The following is a 15,774-nucleotide window of genomic DNA, read 5'->3' on the forward strand; positions in this document are numbered from 1 at the left end:
AACCGGCTCGTGCCTGAAGCGTGTCGCTGGCAATCGGATTCGGGTGACACGCTTTAGGTCTTTGTTTTTGCCGCATTCTCGCGACGCCGACCGAATCCGGTCGGCTGCGAAATGCTCTAGACGCGGCGCCCGCGAAGGCTCGTTGGTGTGGCGCCGAAGCGACGTCGGAAGCAGCGATTGAAATAGGAGAGGTCGTTAAACCCGCAACCATCCGCGATTTCGATCACCTTCCACTTGTCGTAACGGGGATCGGCGAGCATCTGGCGCGCTTTTTGGAGACGAAGCTCGAGGACCCTTTCGGTGAGGCTCCGGCCGGTGCCGTGCAACAGGTCTTGGACGTAGCGAGGCGAAAGGCAAAGGCGCCGCGCTACGCTCTCCGGCGAGATCGCCGGATCGGCAAAGCGCTGCTTGATTTCCGCGAGAAGGAGCTTCAGTTGCGCCGCGCGAAGACCCCGCGTGCCAGCCAGCTCTGCGGCTTCCCGGCCTGCCCCGAGGACCAGCGCCGTCAAGTCGGTCAGTGTTTCCGCAATATGCTCGTCGAGCCCCGGATCGCTCTCGGCGAGACCGCCTGGCTCGAACAGAAGCGCCATGTAGCGGGTCAAATGGCGGGCTGCCGGCAGGTCACGGTCAAGCGGCCGGGCGACAAGGTCCTCGGCATCGGCCACGAGCGCCCGGAGCCGGGCGCCAGGCAATTTTATCGATTGCCAGCGATTGAGCGGATGACTGTACAGTTCGCCGGGCTCGGCGAATGAATGCAGGCCGAACGAGCCGGGATCGTGAACGACTTCCCGCCGCAGCTGCTTTTGGACCAGTGGACGCCCCCCGCAATTGAGCCCGAGGCAGAAATCGTCGGTGCCGTCGGCAGCGATGTGGCGCGCGCTTCGGGCATGGCGGGTCAACGTGCTTTCATATTCGTCGAGGAGGATAGGCCCAACCCTTGAGACGCTGAGGCGGACGAAGAATGGCTTGTCGTCGGCATTGTTCAGATCGCGCGATGCGTAGAATGCCTCCGACATCTCCAGCCAGTGGCTTAGCCGCCCGCGCTCGTCGAGATCCGCGGGAAACCGATCAGAGGAGACCTCCAGGCAGCGCATCGCGGCTGAGCTATCGAGCCTGTCCACGGCCTCTTTCCCCGCAGGATGCGTCGGTCTAGATGCATCCGACGCGGCGAGGACCAATTGACGCCGTCACAACCGCGAGATGCACAATGTCCTTCTCATAGCAGCCTCGAGGCGAGCTGGCGAGACTTCATTCGAGCCAAAGTTGTCTGGTCGATCTGCAGGTTGGCGCTGCGCTGTAGGTTCTTGATTTGCGCATGTCTGTCCCGAAACGGCTGCACACTTCGGGAGACTTGCTTTAGTTTATCTTTCCGTCCTGTGCTTCGCGCTGGGCGCGCTGGCGCAAGGCGATGCGCTCGCGGCTATCGACGCCGATCAGCTCTGCGACACGCCAGACCGTATTGTCCTCCAGTTCGTGCATCTCGCCGTCGGCATAGACGACGTCCCACATGATGCCGATGAACTCGGCGCGCGCCTTCTCGTCGAGATGTCGCTTCAGCACGCTGGTGAAGGCATAAAGGTCGATCGCTTCCTGGTCGGCCTTCTCCGCGGCCCGGAACAAGGCTTCGAGAGCCTGGCCATGGACATCATAATGTTCCGACAGCGTTTCCTTCAGACGGCTGATCTCCGATTGCTGGCGCTCGCCATCAGCGTCCATGACATGGATCATCAGCGCGGCGGCGGCGACCTTCGGGTCGTCCTTGCCATCGAAGGAACCGGACGCGCCGCCGGGCAGGTCTTTCAGAAAGGACAGGAGACGTTCGATCATGGGGAGAAATCCGGAAGCCTGAGACGAGCGCTAAATAATGCCTGGAAAAGGCGTTTTTTAGATAGGCCAGTTGGCCTGCGCACGCACTCCAGTCAGAAGAGGCCGAAACGCTTGGGCGGCTCGGCGGTTTCATCGGGTTCGACGCCGGGATCGTCCGGCAGAGGCGGCCGGCCGGCGCCGCTCCGTCCGGTCTCGTCGCCTTTCCGTGCCGGCTCGACGTCGACGTGATCTATGACGGCCAGTTCGTCCGGTTCCGGCACGACCGAGGGCACGTCCGGCTCGGGTCGGGCGGGCGCGGGCGCTCCGGATACCGCCGCCAGGGCGGGGCGCGGCTCATCCTTTTCCTGCTCGATCACCTGACCAAGCCGTTCCACCGGCACGCGCCACTCGAACGCATCGAGCTTGCCCGTCACCGGCGAGCAGGGTGCCCAGCGCTCCGACACGTAGCCGTCGGCCACCCAGGCGGGATCACGCGGCGCCCGCACTGCCTTGCCCAGGAGCTGGCGGATGCGGCCCTGGTCGCCCGTCTCGGCTTCCTCGATATCGGCGAGCAGCAGATACGCGCTCTCGCGCGGCTCCATGCGGATCGCCGCCTCCGCCTCCTGCCGAGCCAGCTTGAGCTCGCCGGCATCGAGGGCGGCGCGCGCCAAAGCGAGAGAGGATTCGACATTGTTCTGGCGCAGCGACTGCAGCCGCCTGGCGCGTGACAGCCGGTCATGCGTGGCGTCGCCCGGCCGCGCATGGACGTAGGCATCGGCGACTTCCGGATGAGGCTCGACCTTCCAGATCGCCTCCAGGATCTTGGAGCCTTTGCGCAGATCGTTCTGCCGGAAGAGGGCGCGGGCCGCGGTCACCGCGGCCGGCACCAGCGCCGGCGCGAGCCGATTGGCCTCGACGGCGGCATTCTTGGCCGCCAGCGGATCGGAATCGAGCATGGCCATGGCCTTGGCGGTGAGCAGCACGGCGCGTCTGCGGTTGACGGCATCACGACCGATCTGATGGCTGGCCTTCTGCGTGTCGAGCAGCGCCAGCGCGCCATCCCAGTCGCCAGCCTGCGTCTTGTCGCCGAGCGCCACGTCCGACGCCCAGGAGAGTTGCGGCGCGATCGCCGCCGCACGGCCCGCATAGTGTCGCGCGACGTCGCGATCACCCAGGCGTTGGGCCTCGAGATAGAGACCGCGCAGACCGAGCAGCCGCATCTCGGGATCGTCGAGCATCATCTCGAACTTCTTGCGCGCGGCGTCATGATCGCCTTCGAGCAGCGAGGTCTGCGCGTCCAGCAACTGGATCAGCGGCTCCTGGTCGGAGCTGATGAGCTTCGCCGCTTCCTTGTTCTTCTTGCGCGCCAGCACTGCGTCGCCGGCGCCGGCCGCGATCATGCCGGTGGACAGCGCCTGATAGCCCCGGTCGCGCTGGCGCACCCGGAAATAGCGCGAAATCGTGTAGGGGCTGTTCCAGATAGCCTTCACCAGCCACCACAGGATCATCGTCGCCGCCACGATGGCGGTGATCGCGACGGCCGCCACCATGAGCGATACCTCGTAGCGGTAGCCCTGGAAGGTGACGACCATGTCGCCGGGCCGGTCGGCAAGCCAGGCGAAACCGAGGCCGAGGCCGAAGACGATCAGCAGGAACACAAGAATACGGATCATCGGCTTCAGCCCCTCACGCCGGCTTCAAGGCGCCGGCCAGCGCCTTGTCGACGAGTTCCTCGACCTTGAGACGACCGCGCAGACTTTCGGCGAAGCCGGCACCGGCCGCCCGCGAGGCTTCCGGCAGCGAATCGTATTCGGCAAGCGCCTTGGCGAGGTTGCCTTCCTTCACGGCCGCTTCGAGACGGGCCACCTTTTCCGGTACGCCCTCGCCTTCGACGGCGCCGGTCGGCCGTACCTTGACCATTGATTTGGCGCTGGCGACCAGCCGGTCGACGATGCCGGCATTCTCGTCGACCACCTGCGATGCGTCGACCATGGCGTTCGCGGCGGCCGCGGTCGCGGCGACGAGATCGTCGCGAGACGGCACGCCCTTTTCGGCGAACGGACGCAGCTCCGGAAGTTCCGGCGCGTCCGGCGCGACGGCGGCGAAGGTGTCCAACTCGGTCGCGAAAGGCCCGCCGCGATCGAGTGCGGCCTTGAGCCCCGAAGCGGCGATGGCCAGTGCCACGCGTGGCTGGCCCGCCTGTTCCTCGAGCTTCTCGGAAATCCCCGCGACCTTTTCCTCTAGCCCGGCGAGCCTCGCATTGGCGGCATCCGCCGTCGTCTTCGCCGCTGCGAGTGCGCTTTCCACCGAAGCGATCTTCTCGTTCAAAGCGCCCAGAGCCTGCACTCCGCCGCCGTCGCCCAACGCGGCGAGCGCACTTTCCAGTTCCTTGATCTTCTGGTCGAGCGCCTGCACCGCGGCACCGTCTCCTGCGCCGCCGGAGGACGCAGCGTCACGCAGGCCGGCAAGATCGGATGCGACCTTGTCCAGCGAGGTCGCGAGCCCGTCCACCCTTGCGTTTGAATCGGACAGAACCTTGCGGAAACCTTCGGCGTCGGCGACGCCCGCGCTGTCCTTCAATCCGTTGATCTCCTGCCGCAACACGCCGATCTCGGTGTGAAGGCTGTTCGTTTCCGCATTGCCGGGAGCCGGCACAAGCCCGGCATATTGCAGCGCGCCCGCGCCGAGAAGGGCGATCACGCCGCCGGCCAAGCCGGCAAGCAGCCCGCGCCCGGTACCGCTGGGCTCGTCCTGCTCGGCGTCGGCCTGCTCGTCGCCCGCCGAGCGGCCGAATGCGCTGGTGTAAGGCGGCTCGGAACCGATTTTGGCGGTGAGCTCATCGTCCAGCGACTTGTCGCCCTCCGGCTCCCTCGCTTCCGCGGGTGCTTCGCGAAACGAATCGCCATCGGCAGTCGGGGTTTCGGGGGCGGCGGTTTCCTCGGCCGCCGTGTCATTCCCGGCGTCCGGCTTCGGCTCTTCGATTCGCGAGACCTCCTCCGGCCCGAGATCGATCGTTACAGGGTCCCTATGGGCCTTGGAATGCCGCGTCTTCGGGGTCTTGACCATCAACCAGAGCTCCGATCCTGCCGTTCGCGGAACCGGACCGGCCCCGCGCATTGCTCTATAATATCAACCTCGGCCGAAAAGAGGCGGGGTCAAGTGCGAGCGTCCAGATGCCGCCGCAGAAGCGCCAGCAATTCCGCCTCTTCCGGCGCGGGCGCCCAGAAGATTTTTGTCTGTGGAATTCCAGCCAGAGCCGCGCCTATCCGCGAAGACAGGCAAAAAAAGAGCGTCTCGGCAAACAGCGGCGCCACTTGCGGCCACGCCACCAGTTCGGCGAGCCGGGAAGCGGCCCGTGCCGAGTGAACGAGAACAGCTCTGAAAGGCCCTGGCCCAAGCTGCAGAAGAATTGTTTCGGGGGCGTAGGGTATAAGCGGCGCGTCGTAGATTTCGAGTTCGGTGATCGCCAATCCGCCTCGGCTCAATCCCTTCTCCAAACCGCCGACACGCACGCGCCCGCAGAGATGAAGGACGTGAGCGCCCGCAGGCAAGGCGTGCAACATGATCGGCACCAGACCAGCCGCATCCCCCGGCCCCGTCACGACATCGGTGAAGCCGGCCTTCCGGGCGGCCGCAGCCGTCTCGCCACCTACGGCGAAACACGTCTTGTGCCGAAAATCGGCGATCAGCCCCGGCGGCGCGTGGCGCAGGGCATTGGCACTCGTGACGGCGACCGCATCGACAGTTTCGGTGGAGGGCGGCTTCTCGACCGGCAGGGCCCTGATTTCGGTCAGGGGCAGCACGATCGCGTCGAAGCCCAGCCCCCGCAACCGGTCCGCCGTCGCGGCGGCGCCGGGCTGCGGTCGCGTCACCAGAACCCGGTTCACGACCACCCGTCGAAGAAACTGGCGCCAGCCCTTGCCCGCACGGCTTCCCCGGCCTGACGGCCGATCGCGGCGGCATCCGACGCGGACCCCTCACCCGAAGCCTCATGCGCTTCGCGGCCATCCGGCGTCAGGATCAGCCCCTTGAAGGCGAGCCGGTCCGAGTCGATCGTCGCATGGCCGGCGATCGGTGTGCGGCAGGAGCCGTCGAGCGCGGCGAGGAACGCGCGCTCGCAGGCGAGCGCCTGGCTGGTCGGCCGATGATTGATCGCGTCCAGCAGTCCGTCGGTGGCGGCATCGCCGATCCGCGATTCCACGCAGATCGCGCCCTGGCCCGGCGCCGGCGGGAAGAGGTCGATCGGCAGGAGCTCGGTGATGACATGATCGAGACTCAGCCGGCGCAGGCCGGCATTGGCCAGCAGCGTTCCCGCCACGACGCCCTCATCGAGCTTGCGCAGCCGGGTCTGGACATTGCCGCGGAAGGTCACGACCTGGAGGTCGGGTCGCAAGCGGCGGATCAGCGCCTGGCGGCGCAGCGACGAGGAGCCTACTGTCGACCCTTTCGGCAGGTCCAGGAGCCGGGAGGCCGCACGGCCGATGAAGCCATCGCGCACATCCTCGCGCGGCAGGAAGGCCGAGAGATGCAGGCCATCGGGCAGCACGGTCGGCATGTCCTTGGAGGAATGCACGGCGATGTCGACACGCCCGTCGAGCAGCGCCTCCTCGAGTTCCTTGGTGAACAAGCCCTTGCCGCCGGCCTCCGACAGCGGCCGGTCCTGGATCCTGTCCCCGGTGGTAGCGATCGGCACGATCGCGAACGCCTCTTCCGGCAAGCCATGGGCCTCCATCAGGCGGGCCCGCGTCTCGGTGGCCTGCGCCAGCGCGAGCGCGCTGCCCCTGGTGCCGATCTTCAAGACAGTTGTTTGCATTGCTCGGTCCGTGTTAACCCGCGCCGGCGGGCATTTGCCCGGCAGTCCTAGAGCATTTTGCGGCCAAGTGAAATCACTCGGCACGGCACAAATGCCGCAGGAGCGAATGGAAAGAGCGGCCCGGCAATGGATCGGAACGGAGCGACAATACGCGTTCTCGGCATCGAGACAAGCTGCGACGAAACCGCCGCGGCCGTCGTCGCCTGCGATGGCCGCGAAAGCCCTGAGATTCTTTCCAACGTCGTCCTGAGTCAGATCGATGAGCATGCCGCCTTCGGCGGTGTCGTGCCGGAGATCGCCGCGCGGGCTCACGTCGAGGCCTTGGACGGGGTCATAGAGGCGGCGCTGGCGGATGCCGGCGTTTCGCTGGACCGCATCGACGCCGTGGCGGCGACGGCAGGCCCCGGCCTGGTCGGCGGGTTGATCGTCGGGCTGATGACGGCGAAGGCGATCGCCGCCGCCTCGGGCAAGCCGCTGATCGCCGTCAACCATCTCGAGGGTCACGCCCTTACCGGACGGCTCACCGACGGCCTCGCCTTCCCTTATCTCCTCCTGCTCGTCTCCGGCGGCCATACCCAGATCGTGCTGGTGCGCGGCGTCGGCGATTACGAGCGCTGGGCGACCACGATCGACGACGCATTGGGTGAGGCCTTCGACAAGACGGCCAAGCTGATCGGCCTGCCCTATCCCGGGGGACCCAATGTCGAGAAGGCGGCAAGGGATGGCGACCCCAGGCGCTTCGCCTTCCCCCGCCCGCTCAAGGGCGAGGCCCGACCCGACTTCTCCTTCTCCGGCCTGAAGACGGCCGTGCGCCAGGCGGCGAGCGCGATCGCCCCGCTCTCCGACAAGGATGTCGCCGACATCTCGGCCTCCTTCCAGGCGGCGATTGCCGAAACGCTGGTCGACCGGGTGTCGCGCAGCCTCGAACGTTTCCACCGGGAGCAGCCCGCCGTGGCCGAGCCCGTGCTTGTGGTGGCCGGCGGCGTCGCCGCCAACCGCGCCATCCGAACCGCCCTTGAGACGACGTGCAAGAGGCACGGCTTTCGCTTCGTCGCGCCGCCTCAGGTGCTGTGCACCGACAATGCCGCGATGATCGCCTGGGCCGGCATCGAGCACATCCGCGCCGGCATCGAGGAGCCCGACGCGATGACGACGGCGCCGCGTTCGCGCTGGCCGCTCGACACATCGTCGATCCCGCTGATCGGCTCCGGCCGCCGGGGAGCCAAGGCATGACTTCATCCCGTTTCACCATTCTCGGCGGCGGCGCCTGGGGCACGGCCCTGGCAATGGTGGCGAAAAGCGCCGGCCACGAGGTCCGGCTCTGGGCGCGCGACGCCGAGACCGTCGAGGCCATTGCCAAGCGCGGCGAGAACCCGCGCTACCTCCCCGGCATCGCCATCGACCCGGCCGTCAACCCGACGGCGGACGCTGCCGAAGCCCTCGACGACGCCCATCACGTGCTCCTGGTCGTGCCGGCACAGACCATGCGCAGCGTGCTCGAAACCGTGGGGCCGCTCATCCCGAAATCCGCAACGCTCGTGCTTTGCGCCAAGGGCATCGAACGCTCCAGCGGCCGGCTGCTCTCCACCATCGTCACGGACATCCTGCCCGAACATCCCGTGGCCGCGCTGTCCGGCCCGAGCTTCGCTACAGACGTGGCGCGCGGCCTGCCTACCGCGGTGGTCGTGGCCTCGCCCGACGGCGAGCGCGCGGCCGGGCTCGCCGCCCTTCTTTCGACCCAGAGCTTCCGCTGCTACTCGACCGACGATCTCGCCGGGGTCGAGGTGGGCGGCGCGCTGAAGAACGTGCTCGCCATAGCCGCCGGCACGGTGGCAGGCGCCAAGCTCGGCGCCAGTGCCCAGGCGGCCATGGTGACGCGCGGCTTCGTGGAGCTGCGCCGCTTCGCCGCCACCTTCGGCGCCCGGCCGGAAACCATGATGGGGCTTTCCGGCCTCGGCGACCTGATCCTCACCTGCGGCTCGGCGCAATCGCGCAACTTCGCCTACGGCCTGGCGCTGGGACGCGGCGAAAAGCTCGACGGCCTGCCGCTCGCGGAAGGCGTGCCGACCGCCTCGATCGCCGCCAGGCTCGCCCGCGAAAAGGGCATCCCGGCGCCCATCATCACCGCCGTCGATCAGTTGCTCGACGGTGCGGCCACCATCGGCGAAGCGGTGTCGAGCCTGATGTCGCGCCCGCTGCGCGCGGAAGACGAATGATAAGGAGAGAGGAAAGAGAAATGCTCTTTGCGCTGATCTGCAACGACAAGCCCGGCCATCTGCAGGTGCGTCTCGACACGCGGCCTGAGCATGTAGCCTTCCTCGAGGCGCTCAACGCCGAGGGCAAGCTCAAATTCGCCGGCCCCTTTCTCGGCGAGGAGGGCAAGCCGACCGGCAGCCTCGTCGTGCTCGACGTCGCCGACACGGCCGCCGCCAAGGCGCTTGCCGATCAGGACCCCTACGCCAGGGCCGGCCTCTTCGAGAAGGTCGAGATCCGCGCCTGGAACTGGGTTTTCAACAATCCGGCAAACGCATAGCTTCCGCACGAGCAAACTCGGGGACCGACATGAACTATTGGCTGTTCAAATCCGAACCCTCCGTCTTCTCTTTCGCGGACCTGAAAGCCAAGGGCAAGGCCGGCGCGGAGTGGGACGGAGTGCGCAATTATGCCGCGCGCAACAATATGCGCGCCATGAAGATCGGCGATCTCGGCTTCTTCTATCATTCAAACGAAGGTCTCGACATCGTCGGCATCGCCGAAGTCTGCAAGCTGGCCCATCCTGATTCGACCACCGACGACCCGCGCTGGGAATGCGTCGACATCCGCGCCGTACGCGACGTGCCGAACCCGCCGACGCTGCAGGACATCAAGGCCAATCCCAAACTTTCCGAAATGGCGCTCGTCCGCCTCGGCCGCCTCTCCGTCCAGCCGGTGACGCCGGCGGAATGGAAGGAAGTCTGCGGCATGGGTGGGGTAAGCCCGATACCTTGAAAACAGTGACGCCCTACGTTGCCCCCTCTGTCCTGCCGGATCCCACAAGAGGGGAGATTGGCTGTCAGCGGCGACGGCGATCCCTCTGCAACATTGCCGATTGGCGAAAACGGAAATGAAGGCCGATCTCCCCCCTTGTGGGGGAGATGTCCGGCAGGACAGAGGGGGGCAACGTAGGGCGCCAACCTTCCCGGACCAGCCCTAGTGCCCCTCGCCCCCGCCGATTTCGAACCCTTCGTTCGCGCCAACACCGCGCTTTGCCAGCCCCCGCACGTACCCGAAATCCACCTTCATCTGGCCGACGAGGCGCATGATCTCTGGCTGAAGACCGAGGAGGAACTGGCCGAGATCGGCTTGCCGCCGCCCTTCTGGGCCTTCGCCTGGGCCGGAGGGCAGGGCCTTGCCCGCTACGTTCTCGATCATCCCGAAACGGTGAAGGGCCTCGACGTTCTCGACTTCGCGGCCGGCTCGGGCCTGGTCGGCATCGCGGCACTGAAGGCCGGGGCGGACAAGGTGCTCTGCGCCGACATCGACCCGTTCTGCAGGGCGGCGCTCCGGCTGAATGCCGAAGCGAACGAGGTCCGGCCCGAATTCACCGCCGACGACCTGGTGGGCCAGGACCGTGGCTGGGACGTGGTGCTGGCCGGCGACGTCTTCTACGACCGGGCCTTCGCCGCCCGACTCGTGCCGTGGTTCGAGGCGCTCGCCGCACGCGGCGCGCTGGTCCTGGTCGGCGACCCCGGCCGCTCCTACCTGCCGAAAGACCGGCTGCAGCGGCTTGCGGTCTACCAGGTGCCGGTGACGCGGGCGCTGGAGGATGCGGAGGTCAAGAAGACCACCGTATGGCGGTTCGTCTAAGCGGCTTGAAGCATGTCTCCCGAAAGTGTGCAGCGGTTTCGGGAAAAAGACATGCGCAAATCAAGGACCTACAGCGCGTCGCCGAATCCTGTTCACAAGAGGCACTGTAGGCTGTTGGCGTCACTCTCCTGCCCCATCTCGCGCCTCCTCCACGATCCAGTCGCGAAAAGCCTTGATACGGGGATCGGCCGCCGCCTCCAACGGATAGACAAGGTGGTAGGCGAAGTCGGGCGGCATCTTCACGCCGATGTCGAAGGGCCGGACCAGCCGCCCGGCTGAGAGGTCGTTGGCGACCATGGCGAAATCGGCGAGCGCCACGACATTGCCTTCGAGCGCGGCCTGCACGACATGCGAGCTGTCCTCGAAAAGCACGCATTGGCTGTCGTCGAAATCTTCGATTCCTGCCGCCGCCATCCATGTATGCCAGTTCGGCCAGGTCACGCCCTGCCGCGACCATTCGATATGGACGAGCGTGTGGCGCAGCAGGTCGCGAGGCTCTGCCAGTGGCGGTCCATTCTTGAGGAGGAGCGGACTGCAGACCGGGATGATCACATTGTCGAACAAGCGCTCGGCCATCAGGCCTGGATAGACGCCGGCGCCGAAACGAATGCCGATATCGATATCGTCGTAACCGAAGTCGCGCAGCTCTTCGGAAATGTCGAAACGCAGTTCGAACTGCGGCTCGCGCCTGCGAAAACGGTCGATCCTTGGCAACAGCCATTTCGACGCGAAGGTCGCGTCAGCCGTCACTTTGAGCTCTGTCGCACCGCGTTTGACGCGACGGGCCCGCGCCACCGCGCGCGCCATGCGCTCGAGAGCTTCCGACGCCGCCTCATGGATCAGCATCCCGGCCTCTGTGAGTTCGATCGTCCGGCTGGTGCGGGAAAACAGCGCGACGCCAAGCTGCTCCTCGAACTCCTTGATCTGATGGCTGACCGCCGCCGGTGTGAGGCCGAGCTCCAGAGCCGCGCGCGTGAAGTTGAGATGCCGCCCGGCCGCCTCCAGCGTCCGCAGCGCGCGCATTCCCGGGATGTGGGGCGTCATCTCTGATCTTCAAACGAAACTATCTGGTCGAGCAAGAATTACTCGTTTCCTTACTTCGATTCAAACGGATAGTTTTCTTCTCGAAAAGTGAAATCATCAAATTCCATTTGAAGGAACAGTATCATGGCCGCGGCGACGGAATGTTTCCCGGAGCGGGAATCCTTGTGGCTGGCAAAAGCGATCCGGCGGACACTGCGCCAGTTTCGCGATGCTTTACGGTACCGCGCCGCCGAAAGCGAACTGGACAGTCTCTCGGAGCACTATCTGCGTGATGTCGGGGTCGAGCGCCGCAACATCTCCAGGGCGGTCGAGGCCGAGATCACCGGCATTTCCTTGCACGACGCCGGCTGGGCCAAGCCGCGCAGGCGCTTGCGGTAGCCTCCGCGGGATTGCGCCGATGCTTGGCCGTGCGTCCTTCTACCGCAACACTCTCATCACCGTCCGCCGCGACAGGCGCGGCAGCAATCGCGCCATCACGGCATGGGAGACCGCCACGCAGCCCTGCGTGGGTGTGAAGCCCGGCCGCGCCAGATGGAAGAAGATCGCGCTGCCGCGTCCGCGCCGGCGCGGGCGGATGTTCCAATCGAGCACGATGACCGCGTCGTAGAGATTGTCGTCGCGCTTCATGCGCTCGTGACTCGCTGCGTAAGGGATCTCGACCGGGCGGTTGTAGTTGCGGTCGTCCGGCACCTCGCACCAGCCAAGATCAGGCGAGATGGCCTTGAGCGGCAGCGCGCCGCGCATCGCGAATCGACCGCGCCGGAAATAGCCAGAGAGAAGCCGCATGGAGGCCAGCGGCGTGGCCCCGTCTCCTTCCCGCTTGTTGGCGGAGATGCCGCCCCTGCCCAGTGCACAGGGAAACACCGTGCCATCGATGTTGATCAGGCCCTGGGAGGGGTTCCCCGGCCGAGCCCGCACCGTCAACATGGTGAAAGGACTGCCGATTTTTCGGTCCGCCCCATTGCGCTCACTTTTTCTTGAATATGATCTTTTGGAGTATGATCGGATCACGAAGCAAATCACCCTGCCGTCCGCGGCTCGCAAGGATTCGCATAAAGGCCTGCCGGTCAACTATATTCTCGATTTCGAAGCAATGGATTGAGCCATGACCTCCCGGACCATTCTGATCGTCGATGATGATGAAGACCTGCGCGCCACGCTCGTCGAGCAATTGTCGCTCTATGACGAGTTCGACGTGCTGGAGGAGGCGACGGCCGCGAAGGGCGTGAACGCGGCGCGCGGCGGTATGGTCGACCTCCTGATCATGGATGTCGGCCTGCCCGACATGGACGGCCGCGAGGCGGTGAAGATCCTGCGCAAGGGCGGCTACAAGGCGCCCATCATCATGCTCACCGGCCACGACACCGATTCGGACACGATCCTGGGGCTGGAGGCCGGCGCCAACGACTACGTGACGAAGCCGTTCCGATTCGCCGTGCTGCTCGCCCGCATCCGCGCGCAGCTTCGCCAGCATGAGCAGAGCGAGGATGCAACCTTCACGGTAGGCCCCTACACCTTCAAGCCGAGCCAGAAGCTGCTGATCGACCAGCGCGGCGGCAAGGTGCGGCTCACCGAAAAAGAGGCCTCCATCATCAAATATCTCTATCGAGCCGACCAGAAGGTCGTTACCCGCGACATACTTCTCGAGGAAGTCTGGGGCTATAATTCCGGCGTCACGACCCACACGCTCGAGACCCATGTTTACCGGTTGCGGCAGAAGATCGAGCGCGATCCTTCCAATGCGGAAATTCTTGTGACAGAAAGCGGAGGTTACAAGCTGGTTCCCTGACCAGTTTGCGGAGAGGGGGGAATGCCGCAGGACGGGAGGGACCCGGTGCCTAGGGCATTTTTGCGGCCAGGCGGGATCGCTTGGCGTCGCATGAATGCTGCTTTAACAAGGAGATAGAGCGTCTTTGAACATGGCGCTCTGTCGAGCCGGGGACATAATGGCGCTGGATGATGACGTCCGCATCCTGTCCGGAGTGGGATTGTTCGATGGCTTGACGCAGGAACAGTTGCGCCTGCTGGCCTTCGGAGCGGAAAACATGCGGATTCCGGCCGGCCGGATCCTTTATCGCGAGGGCGATCAGGCCGACAGCGCCTTCATCGTCGTCTCCGGCCGCATCGAACTGTTCCGGGAAATCGAGGGCGGCGAACGCATTTCCGTCGGCACCGCCGGGCCGGACACGATCCTCGGCGAGCTCGCCTTGATCGCCGATTCGAATCGGCTGACCGACGCGGTGGTCGCCGATGATTCGGAACTCCTCCGGCTCAGCCGCAGCCTGTTCCGTCGCATCCTCGAGGAATTCCCCGAAGTCGCCGTGACGCTCTACGAACGCATCGCCGCCGAATTGCAGCGGCTGGTGAGCGATATCGAACGGCTCGGGCCGAAATTCGGCGAGTGAGGCGACCCCTCATCCGGCCCTTCGGGCCACCTTCTCCCACAAGGGGAGAAGGGAAGGCCGGCCGCAACGCCTATGCCAATCGCCAGCATTCGCAATTAGCAAATACGCCCATGCCAAGCTCCACCTTCTCCCCCTGGGGGAGAAGGTGGCCTCGCGAAGCGAGGTCGGATGAGGGGTCGCCTCACTCCCACGCGAATCTGGCAATCACCGGCACGTGGTCCGACGGCCGGTCCCAGCCGCGCGCGGCACGCAGGATCTCGATATCGAGCAAATCGCCCTTGATGTTTTCCGACGACCAGACGTGGTCGAGACGGCGGCCGCGGTTCGAAGCCTCCCAATCCCTCGCCCGGTAGCTCCACCACGTGTAGAGCTTCTCTTCCGGCGGCACGCGCATGCGCATCAGATCGACCCAACGGCAAGCATTGCGCATGGCCTCGAAGCCCTCGGTTTCGATCGGCGTGTGGCTGACGACGTTGAGAAGCTGCTTATGCGACCAGACGTCGTTTTCCAGCGGCGCGATGTTCAGGTCGCCCACCAGCACCGATGCGCTGAAATCGGCCACATCCGCCTTCACCGCCCGCATCTCCTCGACGAAATCGAGCTTGTGCCGGAATTTGGGATTGATCTCCGGGTCGGGCTCGTCGCCGCCCGCCGGCACGTAGAAATTATGCAGCAGCAGCGAATGGCCGCCCACATCCAGCCTTGTCGCCAGATGCCGGCTGTCCACGATGCCGCAGAACTGCCGTTTCTCGACGATTTCGATCGGGCGGCGGGCAATCGTCGCCACGCCGTGATAGCCCTTCTGGCCGTTGAAGGCGACGTGCTGGTAGCCGAGCTTGCGGAATGCCGCCGTCGGGAACTGCTCGTCCGGACACTTTGTCTCCTGCAGGCACAGCACGTCTGGCGCGTACTCGTTGAGGAGGCGCTCGACGATCGGCATTCGCAGCCTGACCGAGTTGATGTTCCACGTGACTATCGAAAATGGCATGAAAGGCGTTCCGGCAAAGAGAAAGCGACAGCCCGAGATCGTCGAGCATGTCGCCCTGCAGCAAGTGCCAGCCTCTGACGGTTAAGGCAAGGCGCCGGTTATTGCATGTGGCCCGAAAATGTGCAGCTAAAGCATCTCGCTCGACTGGATCGCGCGAGATGCTTAGCGCATGTTGCGCGCGCCGCGCGATGCCGCAGCCTTCTCATAGTCGATCCTGAACGTGTCGGCCGCGAAACGCACGCCTTGCTGCACGTTGAAGATCATCACCGTCGTGTCCTTGCCCTGCGCGTCCGTGAGCGTCCATTGACGCAGTTCGTAACTTTTGGGATCGAACATCATGGTGAGCCGGGCATTGCCGAACACCGACCTGTCGACGATCTGTATCGTCGTCATGTCGGGCTCTTCGCGCACGCTCCTGACCTTGTCGCCGGAAAGATCGATGTGGTCGTCGAGCAGGAGCTTCAGCGGCGTCTTCGACAGCGGATAGAGATCGTAGGTCTTGAGCCGCGGGTTGTTGAGAATGACCGACTTGCCGTCCGAGATGACCCGGAAGGCGGACGGCGCATCATAGTTGAAACGGATCTTGCCCGGCCGCTGGAGGAAGAACTTGCCGCCGGTCTGCTCGCCCTTTGGTCCGAACTGCACGAACTCTCCGGTCATGGAGCGCACGCTGGAGAAATGGTCGGCAATGCGCTGGGCGGTATCGGTGGCAGCCTGTGCCTGCGCCACCGCCGAGAGGCCGGGCACGGCGTTGCCGACGAGCGCCACGCCCAGGGCCGCCAGCGAGAGGCCGAGGAAATCGCGCCGTGTCGTAAGGAAGGGGGGCTTGCTGGTCTCGCTCGTCATGCCGTGATCTTTCCTGTTCGTCGACT

Annotated in this window: 18 protein-coding genes; 8 read left to right on the forward strand and 10 right to left on the reverse strand. The window is 65.3% G+C overall.

All coding sequences use genetic code 11. The annotated features are described in order from the left end of the window. Positions 1–116: 116 nt before the first annotated feature. From ACCO56_RS28010 to hemC, 6 genes are all read right to left on the reverse strand, one after another. A complete protein-coding gene (locus ACCO56_RS28010; RefSeq protein ID WP_433644214.1) occupies positions 117–1,121 on the reverse strand; it encodes an AraC family transcriptional regulator in 1,005 nt (334 codons plus the stop codon). A gap of 235 nt (positions 1,122–1,356) precedes the next feature. After that, positions 1,357–1,827 carry a TerB family tellurite resistance protein gene (locus tag ACCO56_RS28015; RefSeq protein ID WP_433644215.1) on the reverse strand — a complete coding sequence of 157 codons (471 nt, stop codon included), beginning with the start codon at positions 1,825–1,827 and terminating at the stop codon, positions 1,357–1,359. A 92-nt stretch (positions 1,828–1,919) separates the two neighbouring features. Further along, on the reverse strand, positions 1,920–3,479 hold the full coding sequence (locus ACCO56_RS28020) for a heme biosynthesis protein HemY (RefSeq protein ID WP_433644216.1): 1,560 nt from the start codon (positions 3,477–3,479) through the stop codon (positions 1,920–1,922). 13 nt (positions 3,480–3,492) lie between these two features. After that, positions 3,493–4,872, reverse strand: a complete 1,380-nt coding sequence (locus ACCO56_RS28025) for a COG4223 family protein (protein WP_433644217.1) — start codon at positions 4,870–4,872, stop codon at positions 3,493–3,495. 89 nt (positions 4,873–4,961) lie between these two features. Continuing rightward, the gene (locus tag ACCO56_RS28030; RefSeq protein ID WP_433644218.1) at positions 4,962–5,693 is read right to left on the reverse strand and encodes a uroporphyrinogen-III synthase; all 732 of its coding nucleotides are present in this window, start codon (positions 5,691–5,693) and stop codon (positions 4,962–4,964) included. Continuing rightward, positions 5,690–6,619 (reverse strand): hydroxymethylbilane synthase, encoded by a 930-nt coding sequence (gene hemC, locus ACCO56_RS28035; RefSeq protein WP_433644219.1) that lies wholly within the window; start codon positions 6,617–6,619, stop codon positions 5,690–5,692. The genes ACCO56_RS28030 and hemC overlap by 4 nt, the downstream gene beginning before the upstream one ends. A gap of 147 nt (positions 6,620–6,766) precedes the next feature. On the opposite strand from hemC, the gene tsaD reads away from it, so the two are divergent. The 5 genes from tsaD to ACCO56_RS28060 all read left to right on the forward strand — a co-directional run bounded on the left by tsaD (position 6,767) and on the right by ACCO56_RS28060 (position 10,465). Beyond that, positions 6,767–7,852 (forward strand): tRNA (adenosine(37)-N6)-threonylcarbamoyltransferase complex transferase subunit TsaD, encoded by a 1,086-nt coding sequence (gene tsaD, locus ACCO56_RS28040; protein WP_433644325.1) that lies wholly within the window; start codon positions 6,767–6,769, stop codon positions 7,850–7,852. Beyond that, entirely contained in the window at positions 7,849–8,835 is a 987-nt protein-coding gene (locus ACCO56_RS28045; RefSeq protein WP_433644220.1) for an NAD(P)H-dependent glycerol-3-phosphate dehydrogenase, read from the forward strand. The genes tsaD and ACCO56_RS28045 overlap by 4 nt, the downstream gene beginning before the upstream one ends. Positions 8,836–8,855: 20 nt before the next feature. Continuing rightward, entirely contained in the window at positions 8,856–9,152 is a 297-nt protein-coding gene (locus ACCO56_RS28050) for a YciI-like protein (protein ID WP_433644221.1), read from the forward strand. A gap of 29 nt (positions 9,153–9,181) precedes the next feature. Beyond that, entirely contained in the window at positions 9,182–9,607 is a 426-nt protein-coding gene (locus tag ACCO56_RS28055; protein WP_433644222.1) for an EVE domain-containing protein, read from the forward strand. A gap of 204 nt (positions 9,608–9,811) precedes the next feature. Beyond that, complete coding sequence (locus ACCO56_RS28060) at positions 9,812–10,465, forward strand: class I SAM-dependent methyltransferase (protein ID WP_433644223.1); 654 nt, start codon at positions 9,812–9,814, stop codon at positions 10,463–10,465. Positions 10,466–10,585: 120 nt separating this feature from the next. On the opposite strand, the gene gcvA is transcribed toward ACCO56_RS28060, so the two are convergent. Beyond that, entirely contained in the window at positions 10,586–11,509 is a 924-nt protein-coding gene (gene gcvA, locus ACCO56_RS28065; RefSeq protein WP_433644224.1) for a transcriptional regulator GcvA, read from the reverse strand. A 123-nt stretch (positions 11,510–11,632) separates the two neighbouring features. On the opposite strand from gcvA, the gene ACCO56_RS28070 reads away from it, so the two are divergent. Then, positions 11,633–11,887, forward strand: coding sequence for a hypothetical protein (locus ACCO56_RS28070; protein WP_433644225.1), 255 nt, complete (start codon positions 11,633–11,635; stop codon positions 11,885–11,887). Positions 11,888–11,926: 39 nt separating this feature from the next. Here the strand turns inward: ACCO56_RS28070 and ACCO56_RS28075 are convergent, their stop codons facing one another. Further along, the gene (locus ACCO56_RS28075; RefSeq protein ID WP_433644226.1) at positions 11,927–12,436 is read right to left on the reverse strand and encodes a L,D-transpeptidase family protein; all 510 of its coding nucleotides are present in this window, start codon (positions 12,434–12,436) and stop codon (positions 11,927–11,929) included. A gap of 178 nt (positions 12,437–12,614) precedes the next feature. Here ACCO56_RS28075 and ACCO56_RS28080 point away from each other — a divergent pair, with 178 nt between their 5' ends. Both ACCO56_RS28080 and ACCO56_RS28085 read left to right on the forward strand, forming a co-directional pair. Beyond that, positions 12,615–13,298, forward strand: coding sequence for a response regulator transcription factor (locus ACCO56_RS28080; RefSeq protein ID WP_433644227.1), 684 nt, complete (start codon positions 12,615–12,617; stop codon positions 13,296–13,298). A 157-nt stretch (positions 13,299–13,455) separates the two neighbouring features. Further along, complete coding sequence (locus ACCO56_RS28085; protein WP_433644228.1) at positions 13,456–13,914, forward strand: cyclic nucleotide-binding domain-containing protein; 459 nt, start codon at positions 13,456–13,458, stop codon at positions 13,912–13,914. A 181-nt stretch (positions 13,915–14,095) separates the two neighbouring features. Here ACCO56_RS28085 and ACCO56_RS28090 read toward each other — a convergent pair whose 3' ends face one another. Together ACCO56_RS28090 and ACCO56_RS28095 are read right to left on the reverse strand one after the other, a co-directional pair. Next, on the reverse strand, positions 14,096–14,902 hold the full coding sequence (locus ACCO56_RS28090) for an exodeoxyribonuclease III (protein ID WP_433644229.1): 807 nt from the start codon (positions 14,900–14,902) through the stop codon (positions 14,096–14,098). Between the two features lie 162 nt (positions 14,903–15,064). Next, positions 15,065–15,748, reverse strand: coding sequence for an outer membrane lipoprotein carrier protein LolA (locus tag ACCO56_RS28095; protein WP_433644230.1), 684 nt, complete (start codon positions 15,746–15,748; stop codon positions 15,065–15,067). Between the last annotated feature and the right edge of the window lie 26 nt (positions 15,749–15,774).

The organism is Mesorhizobium sp. 1B3 (assembly GCF_050958605.1).
Classification (GTDB): Bacteria; Pseudomonadota; Alphaproteobacteria; order Rhizobiales; family Rhizobiaceae.

Bases quoted from the DNA above. Each gene is read 5' to 3' on its own strand.
- ACCO56_RS28025 (WP_433644217.1), bottom strand. From the start codon at position 4,872: ATGGTCAAGACCCCGAAGACGCGGCATTCCAAGGCCCATAGGGACCCT.
- ACCO56_RS28055 (WP_433644222.1), top strand. From the start codon at position 9,182: ATGAACTATTGGCTGTTCAAATCCGAACCCTCCGTCTTCTCTTTCGCG.
- gcvA (WP_433644224.1), bottom strand. From the start codon at position 11,509: ATGACGCCCCACATCCCGGGAATGCGCGCGCTGCGGACGCTGGAGGCG.
- ACCO56_RS28085 (WP_433644228.1), top strand. From the start codon at position 13,456: ATGGCGCTGGATGATGACGTCCGCATCCTGTCCGGAGTGGGATTGTTC.
- ACCO56_RS28075 (WP_433644226.1), bottom strand. From the start codon at position 12,436: ATGTTGACGGTGCGGGCTCGGCCGGGGAACCCCTCCCAGGGCCTGATC.
- ACCO56_RS28070 (WP_433644225.1), top strand. From the start codon at position 11,633: ATGGCCGCGGCGACGGAATGTTTCCCGGAGCGGGAATCCTTGTGGCTG.
- ACCO56_RS28090 (WP_433644229.1), bottom strand. From the start codon at position 14,902: ATGCCATTTTCGATAGTCACGTGGAACATCAACTCGGTCAGGCTGCGA.
- ACCO56_RS28050 (WP_433644221.1), top strand. From the start codon at position 8,856: ATGCTCTTTGCGCTGATCTGCAACGACAAGCCCGGCCATCTGCAGGTG.
- ACCO56_RS28020 (WP_433644216.1), bottom strand. From the start codon at position 3,479: ATGATCCGTATTCTTGTGTTCCTGCTGATCGTCTTCGGCCTCGGCCTC.
- hemC (WP_433644219.1), bottom strand. From the start codon at position 6,619: ATGCAAACAACTGTCTTGAAGATCGGCACCAGGGGCAGCGCGCTCGCG.
- ACCO56_RS28095 (WP_433644230.1), bottom strand. From the start codon at position 15,748: ATGACGAGCGAGACCAGCAAGCCCCCCTTCCTTACGACACGGCGCGAT.
- ACCO56_RS28015 (WP_433644215.1), bottom strand. From the start codon at position 1,827: ATGATCGAACGTCTCCTGTCCTTTCTGAAAGACCTGCCCGGCGGCGCG.
- ACCO56_RS28045 (WP_433644220.1), top strand. From the start codon at position 7,849: ATGACTTCATCCCGTTTCACCATTCTCGGCGGCGGCGCCTGGGGCACG.
- ACCO56_RS28080 (WP_433644227.1), top strand. From the start codon at position 12,615: ATGACCTCCCGGACCATTCTGATCGTCGATGATGATGAAGACCTGCGC.